The 18,328-nt window shown below is 53.6% G+C and carries 16 protein-coding genes and 1 pseudogene; 16 read left to right on the top strand and 1 reads right to left on the bottom strand.

The genetic code is table 11. The features are described 5' to 3' along the window. The 14 genes and pseudogenes from M891_RS0103785 to M891_RS0103720 form a co-directional block, all read left to right on the top strand. Nucleotides 1-198, top strand: a pseudogene (locus tag M891_RS0103785) (ISLre2 family transposase); the annotation flags it as partial. Nucleotides 199-477: 279 nt separating this feature from the next. After that, nucleotides 478-984, top strand: coding sequence for a GNAT family N-acetyltransferase (locus M891_RS0103780; protein WP_028537888.1), 507 nt, complete (start codon nt 478-480; stop codon nt 982-984). Between the two features lie 105 nt (nt 985-1,089). After that, the gene (gene aac(6') / locus M891_RS0103775) at nt 1,090-1,530 is read left to right on the top strand and encodes an aminoglycoside 6'-N-acetyltransferase (protein ID WP_028537887.1); all 441 of its coding nucleotides are present in this window, start codon (nt 1,090-1,092) and stop codon (nt 1,528-1,530) included. A gap of 383 nt (nt 1,531-1,913) precedes the next feature. Then, nucleotides 1,914-2,930: an NAD-dependent epimerase/dehydratase family protein gene (locus tag M891_RS0103770; RefSeq protein WP_028537886.1), complete on the top strand. Its 1,017-nt coding sequence runs from the start codon at nt 1,914-1,916 to the stop codon at nt 2,928-2,930. After that, on the top strand, nt 2,930-4,006 hold the full coding sequence (locus M891_RS0103765; RefSeq protein ID WP_028537885.1) for a dihydrodipicolinate synthase family protein: 1,077 nt from the start codon (nt 2,930-2,932) through the stop codon (nt 4,004-4,006). Before M891_RS0103770 ends, M891_RS0103765 begins: the two co-directional genes overlap by 1 nt. Nucleotides 4,007-4,065: 59 nt before the next feature. Beyond that, nucleotides 4,066-6,135, top strand: a complete 2,070-nt coding sequence (locus M891_RS0103760; RefSeq protein WP_036699303.1) for an alginate lyase family protein — start codon at nt 4,066-4,068, stop codon at nt 6,133-6,135. Between the two features lie 137 nt (nt 6,136-6,272). After that, on the top strand, nt 6,273-7,652 hold the full coding sequence (locus M891_RS0103755) for an ABC transporter substrate-binding protein (protein WP_036699301.1): 1,380 nt from the start codon (nt 6,273-6,275) through the stop codon (nt 7,650-7,652). A gap of 40 nt (nt 7,653-7,692) precedes the next feature. Beyond that, nucleotides 7,693-8,664, top strand: a complete 972-nt coding sequence (locus M891_RS0103750) for a carbohydrate ABC transporter permease (protein ID WP_028537882.1) — start codon at nt 7,693-7,695, stop codon at nt 8,662-8,664. Then, nucleotides 8,661-9,476 (top strand): carbohydrate ABC transporter permease, encoded by an 816-nt coding sequence (locus tag M891_RS0103745; RefSeq protein ID WP_016312586.1) that lies wholly within the window; start codon nt 8,661-8,663, stop codon nt 9,474-9,476. Before M891_RS0103750 ends, M891_RS0103745 begins: the two co-directional genes overlap by 4 nt. Before the next feature lie 111 nt (nt 9,477-9,587). Continuing rightward, nucleotides 9,588-10,577 (top strand): Gfo/Idh/MocA family protein, encoded by a 990-nt coding sequence (locus tag M891_RS0103740; protein WP_028537881.1) that lies wholly within the window; start codon nt 9,588-9,590, stop codon nt 10,575-10,577. Next, nucleotides 10,570-11,406 carry a sugar phosphate isomerase/epimerase family protein gene (locus tag M891_RS23265; protein WP_051416823.1) on the top strand — a complete coding sequence of 279 codons (837 nt, stop codon included), beginning with the start codon at nt 10,570-10,572 and terminating at the stop codon, nt 11,404-11,406. Before M891_RS0103740 ends, M891_RS23265 begins: the two co-directional genes overlap by 8 nt. Beyond that, nucleotides 11,403-12,725, top strand: coding sequence for a hypothetical protein (locus M891_RS0103730; protein ID WP_028537880.1), 1,323 nt, complete (start codon nt 11,403-11,405; stop codon nt 12,723-12,725). Before M891_RS23265 ends, M891_RS0103730 begins: the two co-directional genes overlap by 4 nt. A gap of 89 nt (nt 12,726-12,814) precedes the next feature. Next, nucleotides 12,815-14,125, top strand: a complete 1,311-nt coding sequence (locus M891_RS0103725; RefSeq protein ID WP_028537879.1) for a hypothetical protein — start codon at nt 12,815-12,817, stop codon at nt 14,123-14,125. Continuing rightward, nucleotides 14,109-15,098 (top strand): dihydrodipicolinate synthase family protein, encoded by a 990-nt coding sequence (locus M891_RS0103720; protein ID WP_028537878.1) that lies wholly within the window; start codon nt 14,109-14,111, stop codon nt 15,096-15,098. The genes M891_RS0103725 and M891_RS0103720 overlap by 17 nt, the downstream gene beginning before the upstream one ends. A 12-nt stretch (nt 15,099-15,110) precedes the next feature. Here the strand turns inward: M891_RS0103720 and M891_RS23260 are convergent, their stop codons facing one another. Beyond that, a complete protein-coding gene (locus M891_RS23260; RefSeq protein ID WP_051416825.1) occupies nt 15,111-17,405 on the bottom strand; it encodes an Ig-like domain-containing protein in 2,295 nt (764 codons plus the stop codon). A gap of 205 nt (nt 17,406-17,610) precedes the next feature. Between M891_RS23260 and M891_RS0103710 the strand changes: the two genes are divergently transcribed. Next, the gene (locus M891_RS0103710) at nt 17,611-18,051 is read left to right on the top strand and encodes a VOC family protein (protein ID WP_009222862.1); all 441 of its coding nucleotides are present in this window, start codon (nt 17,611-17,613) and stop codon (nt 18,049-18,051) included. Nucleotides 18,052-18,134: 83 nt separating this feature from the next. Beyond that, nucleotides 18,135-18,230 carry a hypothetical protein gene (locus M891_RS25710; RefSeq protein ID WP_232228280.1) on the top strand — a complete coding sequence of 32 codons (96 nt, stop codon included), beginning with the start codon at nt 18,135-18,137 and terminating at the stop codon, nt 18,228-18,230. The last annotated feature ends 98 nt before the right edge of the window (nt 18,231-18,328 follow it).

Raw genomic sequence — 18,328 nt, 5'->3', positions numbered from 1 at the left:
GAAGCGGGCACGGTGGTAAGAACGGTTGAAGGACAAGCGAGTAAGCAGGCAACGCCGCAGCAGTCGATAAACATGCGGCAATTGCTCAAGAACGTGACGCAACCGGTCAAGGGTTGTATCGCTGGAATGATTCGCATGCTGCAAGGACCGAAGCAAAGCAGCACAACGGGTATGGCACTCAAAGCACTTCGCGGATAACGGCAAAAAATTCTGACAAATCACTTGTGTTTGATGAAAGAACGAAGCAAAGCGCTTACAAGGAAGAGGTTCCTTCGGGGTTCGCGTTCCAGGCATCTTAAATGACTGCCCACGCTAGCTTGACACTGACTTGGAAGGGCAAACGGACGACAAGGTTCTTCTTTCTTGATATAATAAGCAATAAGATTCAAAGTTTCAGATCGCATGCTCCTCTTACCTGAGGTAGCATGCTTTTTTTCAGGGAGAACCTGACCGATACCCTAACTTAGGCGGGATTACATGAACTATCCAAGTATTGAAACCGAGCGATTGCATTTGAGAGAATTGACCTTGGAAGATGCTGATGCGGTTTTTAAGCATTTTTCGGTGCCGGAAGTCACGCGATTTATGGACATAGAGCCTTGTCAAGACCTCCAGGAGGCGGAGGAGATTATCGCCTTTCATATCCAGGATTCGGGATGCCGATATGGCTTGTTTTGCAAAGAATCTAAGGAGCTCATCGGGACTTGCGGATACCATTGCTGGTCTACCGATGATCACCAGGAAACCAAAGCGGAAATCGGATTTGACTTGGCTCCGAACTTTTGGGGCAAGGGCTTGATGCAGGAGGCGTTAAACCCATTGATTCGCATGGGGTTTGATGTGATGGGCCTGGATTATGTAGAGGCGACAACGGAGCCTGAGAATATTCAATCGCAGAGGTTGCTTAAGAAGTTGGGATTTGACCAAGAACGTGAGTTGAAGGACGGCCTGATCTATTTTACATTAAGGAAAAAGAAACTTTAGTACATCAACCGAGCAAACATGAATCAAGGAAGCTCAGACCACAAATGACCCAGCCTTAGAAATGAGCGATCTAGGCTGGGTTGTTTTTATAATGGGGGGATTTATGTGAGAATCGAGCAAGCCAATCCAACCAATCTGGATGACGTTACTCGTTTGGCGTTAAAATTGTGGCCGGAGCATGCATGGCGGGAGCTGCGGAACGAGTTGGAGGACTTGCTGGCGTCTGAGAAAGATCGTATCTTTCTTGCAGTCAAGGAAGGGGACACGATTGGCTTTTTGCACATGTCTCTCCGATTTGACTACGTCGAAGGCTCCAGCTCAAGTCCGGTTGGTTACGTGGAAGGGATTTATGTCGATGAGAACTATCGAAACCAGGGCGTTTCAAGAAAACTAGTGGAAGCGGGAGAAGCTTGGGCCAAATCGCTTGGGTGTAAGGAGATCGGCTCGGATACGGAGCTGGACAATTACGGAAGCCAAGCCTTCCATCAACGGATGGGGTTTAAGGAAGCGGGCAGAATCGTGGCGTTTATTAAAGAAATTGATTAAGTTGAAAGGATGGAAATCTAATTGAAATGCAAAAGTGCAGTTAGTTTAGGGCGATACAGGCGGAAAAGTGGGAAATAGGCGGAAATGAACTGCACTTTTGCAGTTAAAGCCCACGACAAGTACCTTTTCTCTAAAAATCAACTGTACTTTTACATTTGGCCTCTGGCCGCTAATCTCAGCCACTTGAATTTGATCTTAACCCCAAAAATCAATCATCCTATAAGCACAGGAGAACACCGTCACAGCCGGTTTTCTCCTGCTTTCGTTTTTTGGGGCGATATAAGGTCGTTGTCTGGAATTCCGCCCGCTTCTACGATAAAGGGGAAACCGTAAGGCTTCATAGACCGTCTTGCGAATCCCTTGCATAGAAGAGGTGACGAAAAATGAAAACGATATCGGAGTTGGAGCAGCGGTTAAGCGAGCCCTCAGACCGGTTGATTCGGGATCTGACCCAACTGGACGGCGATGTGCTGATTCTTGGCGTTGGTGGAAAAATGGGCCCCAGCTTAGCGAAGCTGCTGGCTCGGGGCTTGGCCGCCGCAGGGAAGACGATGAAGGTCACCGGCGTGTCGCGGTTTTCTTCGGGAACGCTGCGGGAAGAGCTGGAGGCCGCCGGCATTCGCACCATTTCGGCGGACCTGCTGGATGAAAACGCATTGTCGCGCTTGCCAGAGGCGCCCAATGTCATTTACATGGCTGGCAATAAGTTTGGAACGACTGGGCGCGAGTATTATACCTGGGCCATGAACGCCTATTTGCCGGGGCGTGTCGCGGAGAAGTTTAAGGCGTCGCGGATCGTTGCTTTCTCGTCCGGCAATATTTATCCGTTGACGGAAATCACCAAAGGCGGGGCTTCGGAAGAAACCGTGCCTGCGCCGATTGGTGAATATGCACAATCCTGTTTAGGGCGGGAGCGGGTGTTTGAGTATTTTTCCCGCAAAAACGGCACGCCGCTCGTTAACTTCCGGCTGAATTATGCGATTGATATGCGTTACGGCATCTTGTTGGAGGTCGCCAAGGCGGTGAAGGAGCGGGAACCCATCGACCTGAATATGGGCATGGTCAACGTCATTTGGCAAGGGGACGCCAATGAAATGGCAATCCGTTCGCTGCTCCATTGTGCCTCACCGCCGAAGACGATCAATGTCACTGGACCGGAGACTGTATCGATCCGTTGGCTGGCTGAACGGTTTGGCGAAGCCTTTGGTATCGAGCCGATCTTCACTGGGGAGGAACAGCCAACCGCATTATTAAGTAATGCGTCCACCTCCCATGCGATATGGGGATATCCGCGGGTTTCTTTGAGACAAATGATGCAGTGGACAGTGGAGTGGATCGAGGCGGGGGGAGCGACGTTAGGCAAACCTACGCATTTCCAGGAACGGGGAGGGGTGTTCTGATGGGCGAGCAACCGCAGTTGAAACCTGAGCTGCATCAGCTGCTACACCGCGGAACGGTCATCCCCGCCCACCCGTTGGCGCTGGACGCACAGCGCCGCTTGGATGAGCGGCGGCAACGTGCGTTAACGCGCTATTACATTGCCGCCGGCAGCGGCGGGATCGCAGTAGGTGTCCACTCAACGCAATTCGAGATTCGCGATCCGAAGATCGGTCTGTTTGAGCCGGTGCTCCGCCTGGCTGCCGAGGAGGTGGAAGCCGCCGGGCTTCAGCGCCCGTTCCTTAAGGTCGCGGGTATCTGCGGCCCAACCGAGCAGGCTGTGCGCGAAGCTGAGTTGGCTGCCGGGCTGGGCTATGACCTGGGGCTGGTCAGCAACGGCGGGCTGATGGATTGCAGCGAGGCGGAGCTGATCCGCCGCACGGAAGCGATCTCGGCGGTGCTTCCCGTCTGCGGATTTTATTTGCAGCCGTCCGTGGGGGGCAGGCGGCTTAGCTTTGCGTTTTGGCGCGAACTCGCCGAGCTGCCGGGAGTGAAGGCGATCAAAATCGCTCCCTTCAACCGTTACCAAACGCTGGATGTCGTACGGGCGGTATGCGAATCGAGCCGCCGGGATGACATTGCCTTGTACACGGGCAATGACGATAACATCGTGGCCGACTTGCTTACGGTCTATCAATGCCGCACTGCCGCGGGGGAAATGGTGGAGAAGCGGATCGTCGGCGGCCTGCTGGGCCACTGGGCTGTATGGACGTCCAAAGCAGTGGAGCTGCTGGAGGAGATCATCGCTCTCCGTGAAAGCGGAGCCCCGATTCCTTCGGAGCTGTTAACCCGTGGCATCCGAATTACGGATGCGAATGCGGCCTTTTTTGACGCGGCCAATGGGTTTAAGGGCTGTCTTCCCGGCATTCATGAAGTGCTGCGGCGCCAAGGCCTGCTGGCTGGAAGATGGTGTCTTGATCCGGAGGAAGAGCTGTCACCGGGACAAATCGAAGAAATTGATCGCGTCTATCGCGCATATCCTGATCTTAATGATGATCCGTTTGTCCAAGCTGGGCTGCAACAGTGGTTAGGTCAGTAACATGTATGGCTTGAGAGCGGCTAAGATCCCTTAGCCGAACGAGGAGGCAAACAGAATCCATGGCACTAAAAAAGCAAGGAAGTTTGGAAACACCGCGTTTCTATTGGAATGAAGAGGATCGAACGTTTATCGTGGACGCCTGCCGCAAGCATTGGCCCGAGGAAGTGGAGCAAGTGTTGCACCGGGCTGACTTGGCTGCGCGGAACACGTTTATTTTCACCCATCGCTGGGATATGGAACGCTGCGAAGAGGAGGTAACCTTCGAGAACGGGATCAATTGGGATTACCGACATAACGAAGATTTGGAATGGCTGGTGATGCTGAACCGGGCGCGGTACATGGGCGAGCTGGGGCAAGCGTATTGGTTAACCGGCGAAGAATCGTACGCTCAGGCGTATATTCGTCTGCTGAAGGATTGGATGACGCAAAACCCGCTGACGGAAGCCGAAGTGCGGGAAAGCGTCGGACGGAGCTATAACGTCAAGGACACTTGGCGCAAGCTGGACAGCGGCATCCGAATTACCCACTGGCTCAAAGGCTATTATTGTGTACGCAGATCTAAACATTGGGGGACGGAAGAAGAAGCGTTATTCCTCGAAGCGATCCGTCGGCATGGCATGTATCTGAGCATCGCTTATACGTCGCATGACCGGCAAAGCAACTGGGGATTCCTCGAAACGAACGGCCTGTTTCAACTGGCGCTCTTGTTTCCTGAAGTGGAGGAAGCCGCAACCTGGCTGCAAACCGCGATTGAACGACTGGTTGAGATGTGTCAGCTCCAGGTTTATGATGATGGCCTGCAAAATGAACAAAGCAGCATGTACCACCATGAGGTGTTGCATTGCTTGTTTGAATCCGTATGGCTTGCAGAGCTTAATCGTATTTCGTTACCTTCGGTGCTGCACGATACCTTAAACCGCATGTTCACCGCCTCACTGACGATCGTTCAGCCGGATGGCCGCCAGCCGAACTTTAGTGACAGCGACAGCACGGATATCCGCGATGTGCTGGCGCGAGGGGCAGTACTGTACCGGCGGGGGGATCTGAAATCGCAAGCTTATTCCGTGCTGGATTACGATGGGATCTGGTATTTCACGCAAAAAGGGTTCGAGTTGTACGAGAAACTTGAAGTAAAAGCGCCGGACTTCGTCTCCAAAGAACTGACGCAAAGCGGGTATGCCTTCATGCGCAGCGATTGGCAGCGGACCGCCCGCTACCTCTGGTTTGATCACGGTCATATGGATGTGATTCGGGCCCACGGTCATGACGATGCCCTGCACATCAGCTTGTTTGCTTACGGCCGTGAGTTTCTGGTTGATCCGGGACGTTGCACCTATATGGAGAACCGGGATCGCCAATATTTTAAGGAATCGCTCCAGCATAATACGGTATCTGTCGACGGGCAGACGATTTCGGAGTATGTGGATTCCTGGAAGTGGAACCATGTCGCCCGTTCACTGGGTCAGGTATGGCGGACCACGCCGGAATACGATTATGCCCAAGGAGGTCATGACGGCTATTGGCGCTTGCCCCATCCGGTTCAAGTGCTGCGGCAAATCTTATTCGTCAAGCCGGACTATTGGGTGGTCGTCGACACCTGCCGATCCCATGGGGATGCGGAGCATGCGTACGCGTTGCCCTTTCATTTGGCGGAAGGGCTTGAAGTGCGGTTTCAAGCGGACGGTCATCTCGTTATCGGAGACGCTGGCGGCGGCGAGGGACCCGTGCTGCGGATTTTACCGCTTCACCCGGTGAAGATCGACGTCGAACCCAGCTGGATTTCCCGCAACTATAACGAAAAAACACCGTCCTGCCGAGCGATCCTTCGCCAATCCGGCCAAGGATTTACGCAGTTTGTTACGGTGTTATACCCTGCCCAGCGGCAGAGTGAGTCACCACCGGTAATCCGCCTGCTGGATGTGCTGGATAGCTACGGCCATCCGGTTCCAGGAGAGCTGGCGACGGCCCTGTCGATCACCCATGACGGCGGTGAGGATGCGATGTTGTTTTCGCACCAGGGGCCCCGCAGTTATCAATTTGCCGGAGTTCACCTCTGCGGCGATGTGCTGCTGGTACGCCGTTCTCATAAGGCGGCATCCCCCCTCCGATCGTATATCGTTAACGTCTAGTGCGCATGAATTTGGGGCGATTTAAGGACGTTGATCTCTAATTCAGCGTCCTTTACTTTGAAGATAACCACAACACCACTCTCATCGACATTCTTGAAAAAGCTTACACGGGGTGGAAATAAGCAAGGGGGATGGAAATGGGACGTCTGGGTAGAAAGCGGAAAAACATAGGGGCTATCGTCATATTGGCGTTCATGTTGGTCGTATCGGCTTGCTCCGGAGGAGGGAACGGGGCTCAATCCAGCAATGGCGGCGACGAGGGGCAACCGCAGAATCAGCCGCAGGAGACGATGGGCAAGCCGGTGGAGCTGAGACTGGGCTATTATTCCTCGGCACAAACTGATGCCAAGATGCAGGAGCTGATCGCCAAGTTCCAGGAGAAGCATCCGAATATTAAGATCAAGACGGAGTCTTCACCGTATAATCAGTTCTTCCAGAAGCTAGATACACAAATCGCCGCTGAGAGCGCGCCAGACCTCTGGTTATCCGACGGTGTGCTTGTCCCGAAATACGCGGAGCGCGGTGTTTTAAAGGATTTGACCGAATGGATTGAACGGGATTTGCAGAAGGACGACTATTACGGTCTCGACTTTAACAAAGACGCAAACGGGAAATATTGGGGCGTCCCGCAGGGCATTCAAATTGCGGTTCTCTACTATAACAAGGATATGTTTGATGAGGCTAAAGTGGAGTATCCCACCGAAGACTGGACCTGGGACGATCTCAAGGCAGCGGCGGAGAAGCTGACCAAGGATTCGAATGGCGTGTATGCGACCGATTCCGCTTTTGACAAAAACAAAGTGGCCCAATACGGCCTGACCTTCTTCAGTATTACGGAAGGTTGGATGACGGTGCTGAAATCTTACGGCGGCGGCGTGCTGGACGAAACGCTGACGAAGTCAATCATTAATACCCCGGAGAACAAGCAGGCGATGGAATGGATCGTAGACGGTATGCAGCGTGAGCTGTTAACCACCCCTTCCGATTTAAAAAGCTTCCAGAGCAACATGGCCCCCTTCCCCAGCAAAGCGGCTGCAATGCGCATTGGGATCTACGCTCGCACGATTGACGCGAATGCGGCGGAGCTGAATTACGACGTGACCTTGCTGCCGAAGGGACCAGACGGCAAGCGGTTCTCCCCGGTGATCGCCAACTCCTGGGTAATTAATAAGAAGGCGGAAGGCGCCAAGGGCGAGGCCGCTTGGGAATGGGTGAAATATTGGGCCACCGAGGACGATGTGCAAAAAGAATGGGCCAGCTTAGGTGAAGCGGTACCGGTGAAAAAATCGGTGGCCAACTCCGAACAATTCTTAAGCGGCAAGCCCGACAACAAGCAGGCGTTCCTGGACAGCTTCGAATTCGCCGGAACGTTGGACGTGAACGCGGTCTGGAGCGAATGGGTCGGCAAATTTGGAGACAGCATCAACCGGGCTTTCGAAGGAGAGATCAGCGTCGATGAGGCGTTAACTCAGGCGGATAAGGATGTGCAGCAGGTGCTGGACGAATTTTATAAGTAATAAGCCGGGTTGTACATTTCCATAAGAAAGCGTGATGAACATGGTTGAAAAAACGGTGGAACTTCGGACGGGAGACTTGACGCAGGTAGAGTCTCCTCCGATTCGCAAAAGACGAAGTCGCTTGCATCATGACGGCAAATGGGGGCTCCTGATGGTGACCCCCTATATCATTCATTTTCTCGTGTTTGTATTAGGTTCGCTGCTAGCCTCCTTGTATTTCAGCTTCTCAGAGTATGACATCCTGAATCCTCCGAAATGGACCGGATGGGACAACTACACCAAGCTGCTGAACGAGCCGGTCTTCTGGAAGGCGCTGTGGAACACCGTCTATTTCACGATTTTGTTTGTGCCGTTGCAGACCTTTTTTGCGCTTGTTCTGGCGGTGGCGTTAAACCAGAAGCTGCGGGCGTTGAAGTTGTTTCGGCTGGCGCATTTTTTGCCGGTCATCTCCTCTTGGACGGTCATTATGTACGTATCGGATGCGGTGTTTAACCCGCGGTTTGGCTTTGCCAATTCATTGCTGCAAGCGATCGGCCTAAGTCCGCAAAAATGGCTCCAGGATGAGCATCTCGTCATCCCGCTGCTTGTGCTCATCGCGGTGTGGAAGGGGATTGGCTACATTATGGTGATCTATTTGGCTGGACTGCAAAACGTCCCCTCTGAGGTGTACGAGGCGGCTGAAATCGACGGAGCGGGGACGATCCAGAAGTTTCGTCGGATAACGGTTCCGCTCATTTCAAGCACGACGTTCCTGGTGCTGATCATGAGTACAATCTCGACGTTCCAGGCGTTTGAGCAAATCTACGTCATGACCGGCGGGGCGATGGATGCGTCGTCCGCAGGCGGGCCAAACAAAGCGAGTCTGGTGCTGATGATCTACTTGTATCAGGAGGGCTTCTCGTTCCTGCGCATGGGATATGCTTCCGCCATTGCCTGGGTGCTGTTCGTGATTCTGTTCTTGCTGACGGTCGTCCAAATGACGCTGCAGAAAAAGTGGGTGCATTACGAATGAAGAAGAAAAAAATCGCCGGTTACCTCGTTATCATTTGCAGCTCGTTGATTATGTTTCTGCCTTTTCTGACGACCGTGTTTAACTCCTTAAAAAGCTATGCCCAATACACCAAATTTCCACCGGAATGGCTGCCATCGCCGGTACAGTGGAGCAATTATGCCGAAGTGTGGAAGCTTGGTTCGTTTGGTCAGTATACGATGAATAGTGTGATCATCACGGTGCTGTCGGTGATTGGCGCGCTGATCTCCTGCTCGATGGTGGCGTTCGCGTTTGCCCGGCTCAAGTTTCCTTTCAAAAACACCTTGTTCCTTGTCGTTCTCGGCACCATGATGATTCCGCCGGTCGTTCTGATCATTCCGCAGTTCGTCATTTTCAAGTCGCTGCATTTACTTGATACACTGACGCCGCTCTGGATTATCGAATGGCTGGCCCAGCCGTTTGGTATTTTTCTGATGCGGCAAGCCTTTTTGGGCATTCCTCGGGATTATGAGGAATCTGCCCGGCTGGACGGCTGCAACCCGATGCAAATTTATTGGCGGATCTTTATGCCGATGTGTAAGCCTACCTTCGCGACGTTAGCCGTTTTCACGTTTATGACGAAGTGGAACGAAATATTGTCTCCGGCGATCTTCTTGACTTCGAAAGAAAACTTTACGTTGCCGATCGGCATTTTGTCGATGGCTGGCCAATGGTCGGGTAATGAACAATATATGGTCGCCGCCGCGTTGATGAGCCTGATCCCGATCCTGCTCGTTTTCTTGTTTGCGGAGAAATATTTTGTGCAAGGCAGTAATTCTGCTGGCATTAAGTAGGGCAGTGGAATTCTGCCAAGGCAGTAATTCTGCTGGTATTAAGTAGGGCAGCGGAATTCTGCCAAGGCAGTAATTCTGCTGGCATTAAGTAGGGTGAAAAGGAGTGAGCTTATGCGTTACCGGGTTGCATTGATCGGGGCCGGCGGCATTGCACGCCATCATTTGGACGCGATTCGGCAGCTGGGGCCGGAGCGGCTGACTGCGGTGGCGGTAGCGGAGCCGGATGAGAGCAGGGGGCGGGCCGTGGCAAAGGAATACGCCTTAAGATGGTACGACGACTATCGGAAGCTGATCATTCAGGAACAGCCGGACATCGCCATTATTGCACTGCCGCACCATCTGCACGAGGACTGTGCCGTCTTCTGCGCGGCGAACGGCAGTCATCTGCTGCTGGAGAAGCCGATGGCACTAACCTCCGCGTCCTGCGACGTTATTCTAAACGCAGTGAAGGAAGCGGGCGTCACGTTGATGGTCGGGCACACACAGCACTATTTGCCGGCGAATCGGCAAGCGAAGGCCCTGATCGAAAGCGGGCGGTTGGGCAAGCTGGTGGCCATTCACGACACCCGGCATAAGTCCTACTTCGAGGAAGACAGGCCGCGTTGGTTCCTGGAGAAGGAGAAGGCCGGAGGCGGCATCCTGATGAATTTAGGCGCCCACTCGGTCGACAAAATTCAATGGCTCACTGGCAGCCGGATAACCAAGGTGAAGGCGGTCCTAAGCTACGAAGCGCCCATCGGCAATGTGGAAGGCAGCGGTGTAGTCCTGGCGGCAACGGAAGACGGTCTCGGTGCAGTGATCGTACAATCCGGTTATCCCGGCGTGGCGAAAGATGAGACGGAGTTGATTTTTACTGGCGGAATGGCCAGGCTGATCTCCCATCAGGGACTATGGATCAGCCGTGACGGGCATTACGAGCTGACGGAGGATTTCAAGCCCGAAGACGCTAAAGAGCCGTTTGCCGCACAGTTGGATGATCTGCTGGTGGCGATTGAGCATCGAGCTGAGCCGGAGTGCTCCGGTGAATACGCCAAGTCGGTGATTTCTGTTCTGGAGGCGGTGTACCAATCGCAGGAGGAGGGGGCGGAGCAGGTTGTTTAATAACGAAGGAACCCCCGCGATGAAGTTCAGCATCTGCTCCACCGGACTCAAAGGGATGATCCTCGAAAAGGTGCTGGAGGCAGCAACCCAACTGCAGCTTCACGGCGTTGAGTTGTGGGACGGTCATCTTGAGGCGTATTTGGACAACGGCGGCTCGCTTCCTGAGCTAAGACAGCAGCTCACAGCGCACCGGCTTGTTGTGCCGGCGATCAGCACATATGCTGCTTTTTCCAAAGGCGAACAGGCTTCGGATCAAGAACTTCAGAATATCCAAAGGGCAGCGCGCTGGGCGGCCGAGCTGGAATGCCCCAGGGTCCGTGCGTTCGCCGGTCACCTGCCCTCTTGTAAGGCAGATGCTATGTTATGGCAGCAAGTCCAATCCGGGTTGTGTGCCGCCTCGGAGGTTTGCTCGCAGCTTGGCATTCGCCTGGCTGTCGAAACGCATAACAATACGCTGGCTGATACCGAAGAGAGTATCGCTGTATTGCTCGAACTTAGCGGACCGGTTGTGGAGCTGATTTACGACGGGTTTAATTTTTTCGTAGATCAGTTGGATCCGCTGCCGGCCCTAGAGAAGTTTTACCCCCGAATCACGCATGTCCATGTCAAAAACTACAAGTGGAACCACCACAACTGGGCTCAAAGCGTCCCCGTTCCCGTGCTGCAGGGGGACAGCAACCAGCGTGCGATTCTGCAAAGGCTGGCGGAGCTGGAGTACGACGGATTTGTCTCATTTGAATATTTTGGCGATCAGGTCTTGGAGTTAACGCGGTTGTCCTATCTCGAAGTGACACATCAATTCTTCGGCGGAGGTGCATATCGTCCGTGAATCTGAATGTCGCAGTGATTGGTCCAAGTGATCTGGTGGATAAGGTCGTCGAAGTGGGCAGCGTGTTTCAGGAGCTCACGATGATTCCAACTCCCTATTCGCATGAGCAGGAAACGTTAGAGGTCGTCGCCCGCGTTCGGGAGCAGGCGGACATTCTGTTATTTACGGGACCGATCCCCTACCATCTCGCGCTGGATCGTGAACCTGGCGTTCCGATGCTGCATGTGCAATATTCCGGGACGGCGTTATATAAGGTGTTGTTTGATTTTTATCGGAGCCGCTTGTTCGATCTGGAGGAGGAAATCCGCATCAGTGCAGACGTGCTCTTACAGCATGAATTGGAGGAACAACTCGATGAGCTGGGACTGCTGCATCGGCGAATTTATGTCAAACCGTACAGTACGGGAATCCATCATGAAGATTTGATCGCCTTTCACTACGATCTGTGGAGCCGGGGACTCGTTCATGCCACTGTGACTTGCCTCACCTCCGTCTATCAGCAACTGGTCGAGCTTGGCATCCCCGCCTTTCGCGTCGTGCCTACGCAATCCGCGATTCGCGACGCCTTGAACCGGGTGTTATTGGAGGGGAAGAGCCTGCGGTTATCCAGCAACCAAATGGCCATCGGCATTTTGAGCATCGATCACTATGAGCGAGTGGTGAAAGAGGCAGCTTCGGATTACGAAATTCAGCGCAAAAAAATCATTCTCCAGCAAATCCTGATCGACTTCGGTGAAGAGACGCAATCCTTAATTAATTGGACGGACTCGAACGAGGTCTCCTTCATTACCACACGCGGTATCATTGAGCAAGTGACCCGTAAATTTGAACAGGCCCCGCTGCTGCTGGAAGTGATGGAGCGGCTGCAGTGGAAGGCGAGCATTGGGATCGGGTTGGGGCGAACGGCCAATGAGGCGGAAGGGAAGGCTCGCGAGGCGCTCTTGAAAGCCAAAACGAGCGGAGGCGGCAACTGCTTTCTGATGATGCAGGACGGGCAGGTCTACGGGCCGATGGGTTCGGAGCTGACGCTCAAATATTCGGCGCGCAGCGAAGATCCCGAGCTGATCTCGATGGCCAAGAAAGCCGGATTGAGTGTCGGGACGCTCAATCGCTTGATTTCCCTGTGCCGCAGGCTGAACAGCTCGACCTTAACCGCTGCGCAACTGGCCGAAGGGTTTGGGATTACGCTGCGCAGCGCTCGGCGCATTATGGCCGTGCTGGAGAAATATGAACTGGCGACAATTGTTGGGGAGGAGCAGCCGGTGGGGCGCGGTCGCCCAAGGCAGATTTATGCGCTGCATATCGACGGTTTTTTTTGACGGGACAAAAATAGGTGTTTCGACGGATAAAACGGGCGCCGGGTCGGCATACAATTGGGGATATACACGATGCAAAGGGGATGAAGCCGATGGACCGCCTGATATTGCCCGCCGTGCCCAACCTCCGCCCCAGCGATGAGGCGCGAATCCGTCGAGACTACGAACGGTTCCGGCATACCGGCCTTCCGGACCGGGTTGAGGCATATCTGTTGGAGGAATATGGCATCGATGTTTCCTCGAATTATGGACCGGCGCCAATCAAGAACCCGTTTGGTAAAGCCGCCGGTCAGCTGTCACTGAATACTTCCCAAGTTCGTACTGATGCGCAGGCGGGCTTGGGGTTTGTCGTCCTGAAGACGGTGATCGCAGAAAACGGACAAGGCCAGCGCTCGATGGAGGCTTGGGCTATTAAGGATACGCGGATGAAGGTGGAACCCATTGTAGGGAAAGAAACGGGGGAAACCGGTTGGAACGTAACCTGGAATGGACGAGGCTGGCATGGGACTTTTGCGGAGTACATGCGCTTTGTCTCTGCCTCCTTGCACATTGGACGAGAATGGGGAACCGTGGTCGTGCCTTCCTGCAAATATCATTTGCCGGCAAGGGACGACGATTTCGCGTTGGAGGAATATCGTTACACCACCCAGAGCTTGGCCCAGATATGGCGGCAAACCGGAGAAGCGGGGTCACTTCAATTGGAGAAAGATTTTAGCCCAACCCTAGCCGGATCGGACCGAGCGATGCAGCAGGAGGCGATTCTGCGGTGGTACCGGGAGGTGCCCAAGCTGATTCGTTCGGCAGTGCCGTCGGGCGAAATACAGCTGGGCATCAAGCTGATGAACACGGTGTTTGACGACGACTTCCAGCTGCAGACGATCCGGACGCTCATCGAGGAAGGCGAGGCTCGGCCGGATTACCTGATTTATGCTAACCGGTTATATGACCGCGCTCGTCTGGATTCCGGGGGAGGCGGGGCTGCCTACGGCGGGCCGGATCTCAGCCGACGAAATCTGCGCATATTGTCCCGTTTACGCAGGCTGGAACTGCAAGGGGAACTCTCAGCACCGGTTCCCGTCATCTCGGGAACAGGGGATGTTCGCTCCGGCAAGATAGCCTTGGAATACGCGCTGCGCGGCGCGACAAGCTTGCAGATGCACACCTTATTCCAACTCCCCGCCAGCGCATATGGCATGACCCGCGGCCCAAAGACGCAGCGGGCGTTGCATGAGCTGTATTTTCATCCAGAGAACGGATTGGTGACTTGGATGCTTCATTTAAGAGAGACCGGGGAAATCGGACATCGGGATGGCATCGCTGCTTTTCGCGACGTGACGACCTGGTATCAAAGAAGGGGACGTGATTTTTTTCTAAGGGGGATGATCCATGAACGCCAGCGTTAATGAGGTTAGACAAGCCTTGGAATGGGGGCTGATCCCTGCCGTTCCGGTGCCGCGAACGCGCGAAGGGCGAATTCATCTGCAAGCGCAGGAGGCGTATGCCGGGTATCTTGCGGACCAACCCATTGCCGGGGCAGCGGTTTGGGCACATACCGGACGCGGCTTACATATGGAGCGCTTTGAGCGAATGGCCGTGGTGCAGCAGTGGAGGGCTGCGCTTGGAGCGTCCAAGCTGCTGGTGGCGGGCGTGGGCGCGCTTCCCGATCCTCGGCGGCTGGGCCTTGCCAAGATCAGCCAATGGCAGCAGGACAGCTTGGCCATGGCAACCGATGCGATCCAGGGGGGAGCCGATGCGCTGCTTGTTTTTCCGCCTTCGCCGTTCCGGGAGCTCCCGGTCGCAGAACAGGATGAAGCGATTATTGAATATCATCGCGAGTTATCGAGGTTAGGTGTCCCGCTTATTCTTTTTTATTTGTATGACGAGGCTGGGGGGATTGCCTACTCGGCTGAAGTATTGCGAGCTTTGCTGTCTTTAGAGATGACGGTAGGCATCAAAATGGCAACGCTCGACAGCGTTATGACGCTACAAGATGTATCGGCTCTAATGTCTGAGGAGTTTCCAGAGCAACTCCTGATCACGGGGGAGGATCGGATGTTTGGGTACTCACTGATGCGCGGGGCCCGCGGCGCTTTAGTTGGATTGGGCGCGGCATATCCGAACATCCAACATGATCTGATGCAGGCGTATGCATCGAGAAATTACGAGCGGTTCATGGATTTATCGGCTCGGGTGGACGGTTATGCGGAACGAACGTTTATCCGCCCGATGGATAAGTATATTTTACGCATGCTGTGGTGTCTAGTTTTGTCCGGTGTGATCCCGGAGGAGGCAGCAAACGACCTCGCCGGATATGAAATGACCCGGCAAGAGATTGATTCTCTTCACCGGGCCATTGAAAGGTTTCGGCTGTATTAGTCGTGCATGCAGTTAGTACTGCGGCCAAACGGCAGTGATGTGGCGGTCTAGGTCATAGGCGGAAGCCCAATAGTAACCGGGGGCCACGATCCGCTGCGGCAGAAACCCGACTTCCCCGGACGGGAAGGTCAGCGCCTCGGACGTTCCGCTGGCGATGCCGTCCGCATCGGTCACCATTTCGATGTAGCGGCCTCCGCTCTGCGTAAACCGTCCGTAAACGGCGGCAGGAACCCCTTCGCCGGTCTCCAGATCGACAACTTGGAGTTGGACGACGGCCCGTGTACCATCATAGGTTACGCTCATTCCGCCAACGATCATCGGCCTTTGATCGGTATAGGAGGCTGCTGTCGTAGCGGATGCCTCCGGTGACGTGGCTGGCCCGATATTGCCGCTGATGTCTACGGCCGCGATTTTGTAGTAATAAGTGGTGTTCGGCAGCAACCCCGTATCCATATACGTCAAATTGCGGGAGCTTCCGGCCACATGGGCCTCATCCGGTGTAAAATCCGGCTCCGTTCCGCGATAAATCAAATAATGCTCGATGTCGGAATTGTCCGTCGCCCGCCCGTAACTTAATTGAATCGTGTGATCGTCAACGGTGGTGGCCAGCGGCGGGCCCGGCAGAGCAGAGGGCGGCTCCGTATCTGCGGGGTTCACGCGCCACAGGTGGCCGTCCGGTCCCCAGATGGATGGCAGCCAGCGGATTGAGTCGTAGTGATGCATGGCGATGCCGGCGAAGGCGGGATCGTCTTGGAAGGCCGCGTACACCTTATCTAGTTCAGCCTCCATATACGTGCGTCCCTCTTCCCGGAACGTGATCGTTTCCGGATCCCCGCTGTTTGCGATATCCAGCGTTTCCACGCCAATGACCACCGAATTGGGCTTGCCGATGGCATTGGCGTAGCTGAGCTCACCTTGCGCTTGGGCAATGATGCCTACACTGCCATCCGCTACGTCGCGATAGTCCATGATCGAAATATAATCGCTGAGGTCTTGAACATGCTCGGAGAGCCATTTGGTTTGCCCGTTCCACGTAATCTCTTTGGCACCTTCACTGCTGTCAAACCAACGGGGGATCGCCGGGCCGAAGGGCAGGTTGATGCCGGCAGTGTTCCGACGGTCGATCATTTTTTGCAGCACATCCAGGTATTGCAGTTGCACCGAAGGCTTCTCGGCATTAAACTCCGGCAAAATGTACGGTTCGATATCTACGTTTACGCCATCAAAGCGTTCTTCTGGTGCGGCAGCGATATTGTAGTTGATCACTTTCTCCATTTCTCGTATGGCATGTTCATGAAAAGGTGCCAACGCTCCCATGTAGGGCGGTGTCGTGCCGCCTGCGATACAGGCGTGAACCTGATAGCCGTTATTATGGGCCCAGCGCACAAAGTCGCGCACCTTGTCGGGGGACTCTTCGAGGATATCGACCCCGCCGTAAGGGAACACGCCGATATAGAAGGTTGTGATTGGGTCCGAATCAAACGTTGCCGTGTCGTCGGCTAAGGCTTTGAGTGCGGATCGCGAGCCGGGGTTCAGAAAGAGGTTGTAGGCGGCTTTTTCCCAGATCCACATCGCGCGGTCTTGTCTTTCCAACGTGATTGGCTCGTGGGTTCCTTTGCCTGTGGAGGCATAGACGGTCATACTCCGACCGATATTGCCATATTCGTCAATAGCTCGGGCTTCCAGACTGGAGGTTTTGTCACCGAGCCCTTTTATTTTCCAAGTATACTTATAGACATTCCCAGTCTTTTTCGCGGTTTGCCAGGGCCCGCTATTAATCCTTACTTCAACGGATCGGATGCGATTTCTGGAATTGACGCTGACATGAATCGAAGTGGAGTTTCCTTTCACCTTCGCCCCGTCAACCGGGTTCGTGATCGTAACGTGAGGTTTGGCAATCTGGGGATTATCGACATGGACCGTAATCGGCTGACTGGATACCCCGTATCGGGTCGTGCTTTGGGTCCCTCTGGCCAGCAACGTAATCTCCCCATCATATCGGCTGGTATCGAGTTCAGCATACCATACGCCCGAGGTTTCTCCTTGTTCGCTGTCGATTCGAGTTGGCAATTGATCTGTGCCATTGACGATCAGGACGATGTTGTACGCCTCCGTGTACTGCCCTGATACCGTGATCGTTCCTACTTCCACTTCATCTCCATGGGTAGGGGTGTCAATTGTTACGAGGGAAGCAGCTGAGACCGTTGGTAGGGAGCCAAGCGGATAAAGCGGAAGTAGAGAAGCGATGCAAAGAACGGCGAACAGCTTAAACAACCGACTTTTTTGCTGTGCAAGTGATGCTAACATCGTTAACCCCTCACTTCCTGTTACAAATTTGTGAATCTTTACTACTAATGTAAGCACTTTCATATTAAATGATCACTTCCTTTAATCGACCGTAAAAAGAAAACTTGTCCCATCTGTGAAGATGAGGGAGTGGCAGATATAGAAGGGAAGGTTACATTTTTCGTAGAAATATAAGGAAGATCATTTTTTTAGGAGAGTGTTATGAATGAGTCATAACTTTAAATTTTCTCGTATTGGCAATGTGTACGTACCAACATCACATATCGATGAATCCATTCAGTGGTACAAAGATCATCTGGACTTTAGATTGATGAACAAATTCGAGGATCGCGGATCTCTCTTAGCCGTGTTGCATCATCCGCATAAACATTCGATTGCATTACTGTTGATCGAGACGGAGAATCCAAACCGCCTTGAAATTCTTCGGAACGGGAAACCATTTCCTATCATGTCGATCTATTGTCCCGATATCGAATATACCCATGAGAATCTGCGAAGCAAGGGAGTGGATGTAGGAGATTTGATGACGCTGGGAAATGGTGAAGCCAAGTATTTTTATTTTCGAGACAATGAGGGGAATCTTCTAGAAGGGGCTTGGTCCATATGGGATCCAGTAGATGAATACAAAGATGATTTTTTAATGTAAATTTGCCAGGAGCCAAGCGGATCAAGTGGAGGTAGGTTTCCCCATTTGCATATGAATGGAACGAGCAGCTGGAAGACCGCGTGATGATCGACATCACGGATGATGGGGAACGAGAGGCCCATACATACGGCGAAGTCATGCGGCATGTGATCGCCCATGAGATTCACCATATCGGTTAATTATCCGTTTGGGCACGCGAAAATGGGAAAGAAGCCGATCAGCCAATCTCATTGGCAGGGGATTATTTCCTCAACCCGACCAACATTCATGATCGGGT

The sequence above is a fragment of the Paenibacillus sp. J14 genome (assembly GCF_000518465.1).
Taxonomy (GTDB): Bacteria; Bacillota; Bacilli; order Paenibacillales; family Paenibacillaceae; genus Fontibacillus; species Fontibacillus barengoltzii.
The sequence above is the reverse complement of the archived record's forward strand: the minus strand, read 5'-3'. Positions and strand labels throughout refer to the sequence as shown.

What these genes read in the sequence shown, in the direction of transcription:
- M891_RS0103780 (WP_028537888.1), top strand. Translation starts at nt 478, where the DNA reads ATGAACTATCCAAGTATTGAAACCGAGCGATTGCATTTGAGAGAATTG.
- M891_RS0103770 (WP_028537886.1), top strand. Translation starts at nt 1,914, where the DNA reads ATGAAAACGATATCGGAGTTGGAGCAGCGGTTAAGCGAGCCCTCAGAC.
- M891_RS0103765 (WP_028537885.1), top strand. Translation starts at nt 2,930, where the DNA reads ATGGGCGAGCAACCGCAGTTGAAACCTGAGCTGCATCAGCTGCTACAC.
- M891_RS0103760 (WP_036699303.1), top strand. Translation starts at nt 4,066, where the DNA reads ATGGCACTAAAAAAGCAAGGAAGTTTGGAAACACCGCGTTTCTATTGG.
- M891_RS0103755 (WP_036699301.1), top strand. Translation starts at nt 6,273, where the DNA reads ATGGGACGTCTGGGTAGAAAGCGGAAAAACATAGGGGCTATCGTCATA.
- M891_RS0103750 (WP_028537882.1), top strand. Translation starts at nt 7,693, where the DNA reads ATGGTTGAAAAAACGGTGGAACTTCGGACGGGAGACTTGACGCAGGTA.
- M891_RS0103745 (WP_016312586.1), top strand. Translation starts at nt 8,661, where the DNA reads ATGAAGAAGAAAAAAATCGCCGGTTACCTCGTTATCATTTGCAGCTCG.
- M891_RS0103740 (WP_028537881.1), top strand. Translation starts at nt 9,588, where the DNA reads ATGCGTTACCGGGTTGCATTGATCGGGGCCGGCGGCATTGCACGCCAT.
- M891_RS0103725 (WP_028537879.1), top strand. Translation starts at nt 12,815, where the DNA reads ATGGACCGCCTGATATTGCCCGCCGTGCCCAACCTCCGCCCCAGCGAT.
- M891_RS0103720 (WP_028537878.1), top strand. Translation starts at nt 14,109, where the DNA reads ATGAACGCCAGCGTTAATGAGGTTAGACAAGCCTTGGAATGGGGGCTG.
- M891_RS23260 (WP_051416825.1), bottom strand. Translation starts at nt 17,405, where the DNA reads ATGTTAGCATCACTTGCACAGCAAAAAAGTCGGTTGTTTAAGCTGTTC.
- M891_RS0103710 (WP_009222862.1), top strand. Translation starts at nt 17,611, where the DNA reads ATGAGTCATAACTTTAAATTTTCTCGTATTGGCAATGTGTACGTACCA.
- M891_RS25710 (WP_232228280.1), top strand. Translation starts at nt 18,135, where the DNA reads ATGATCGACATCACGGATGATGGGGAACGAGAGGCCCATACATACGGC.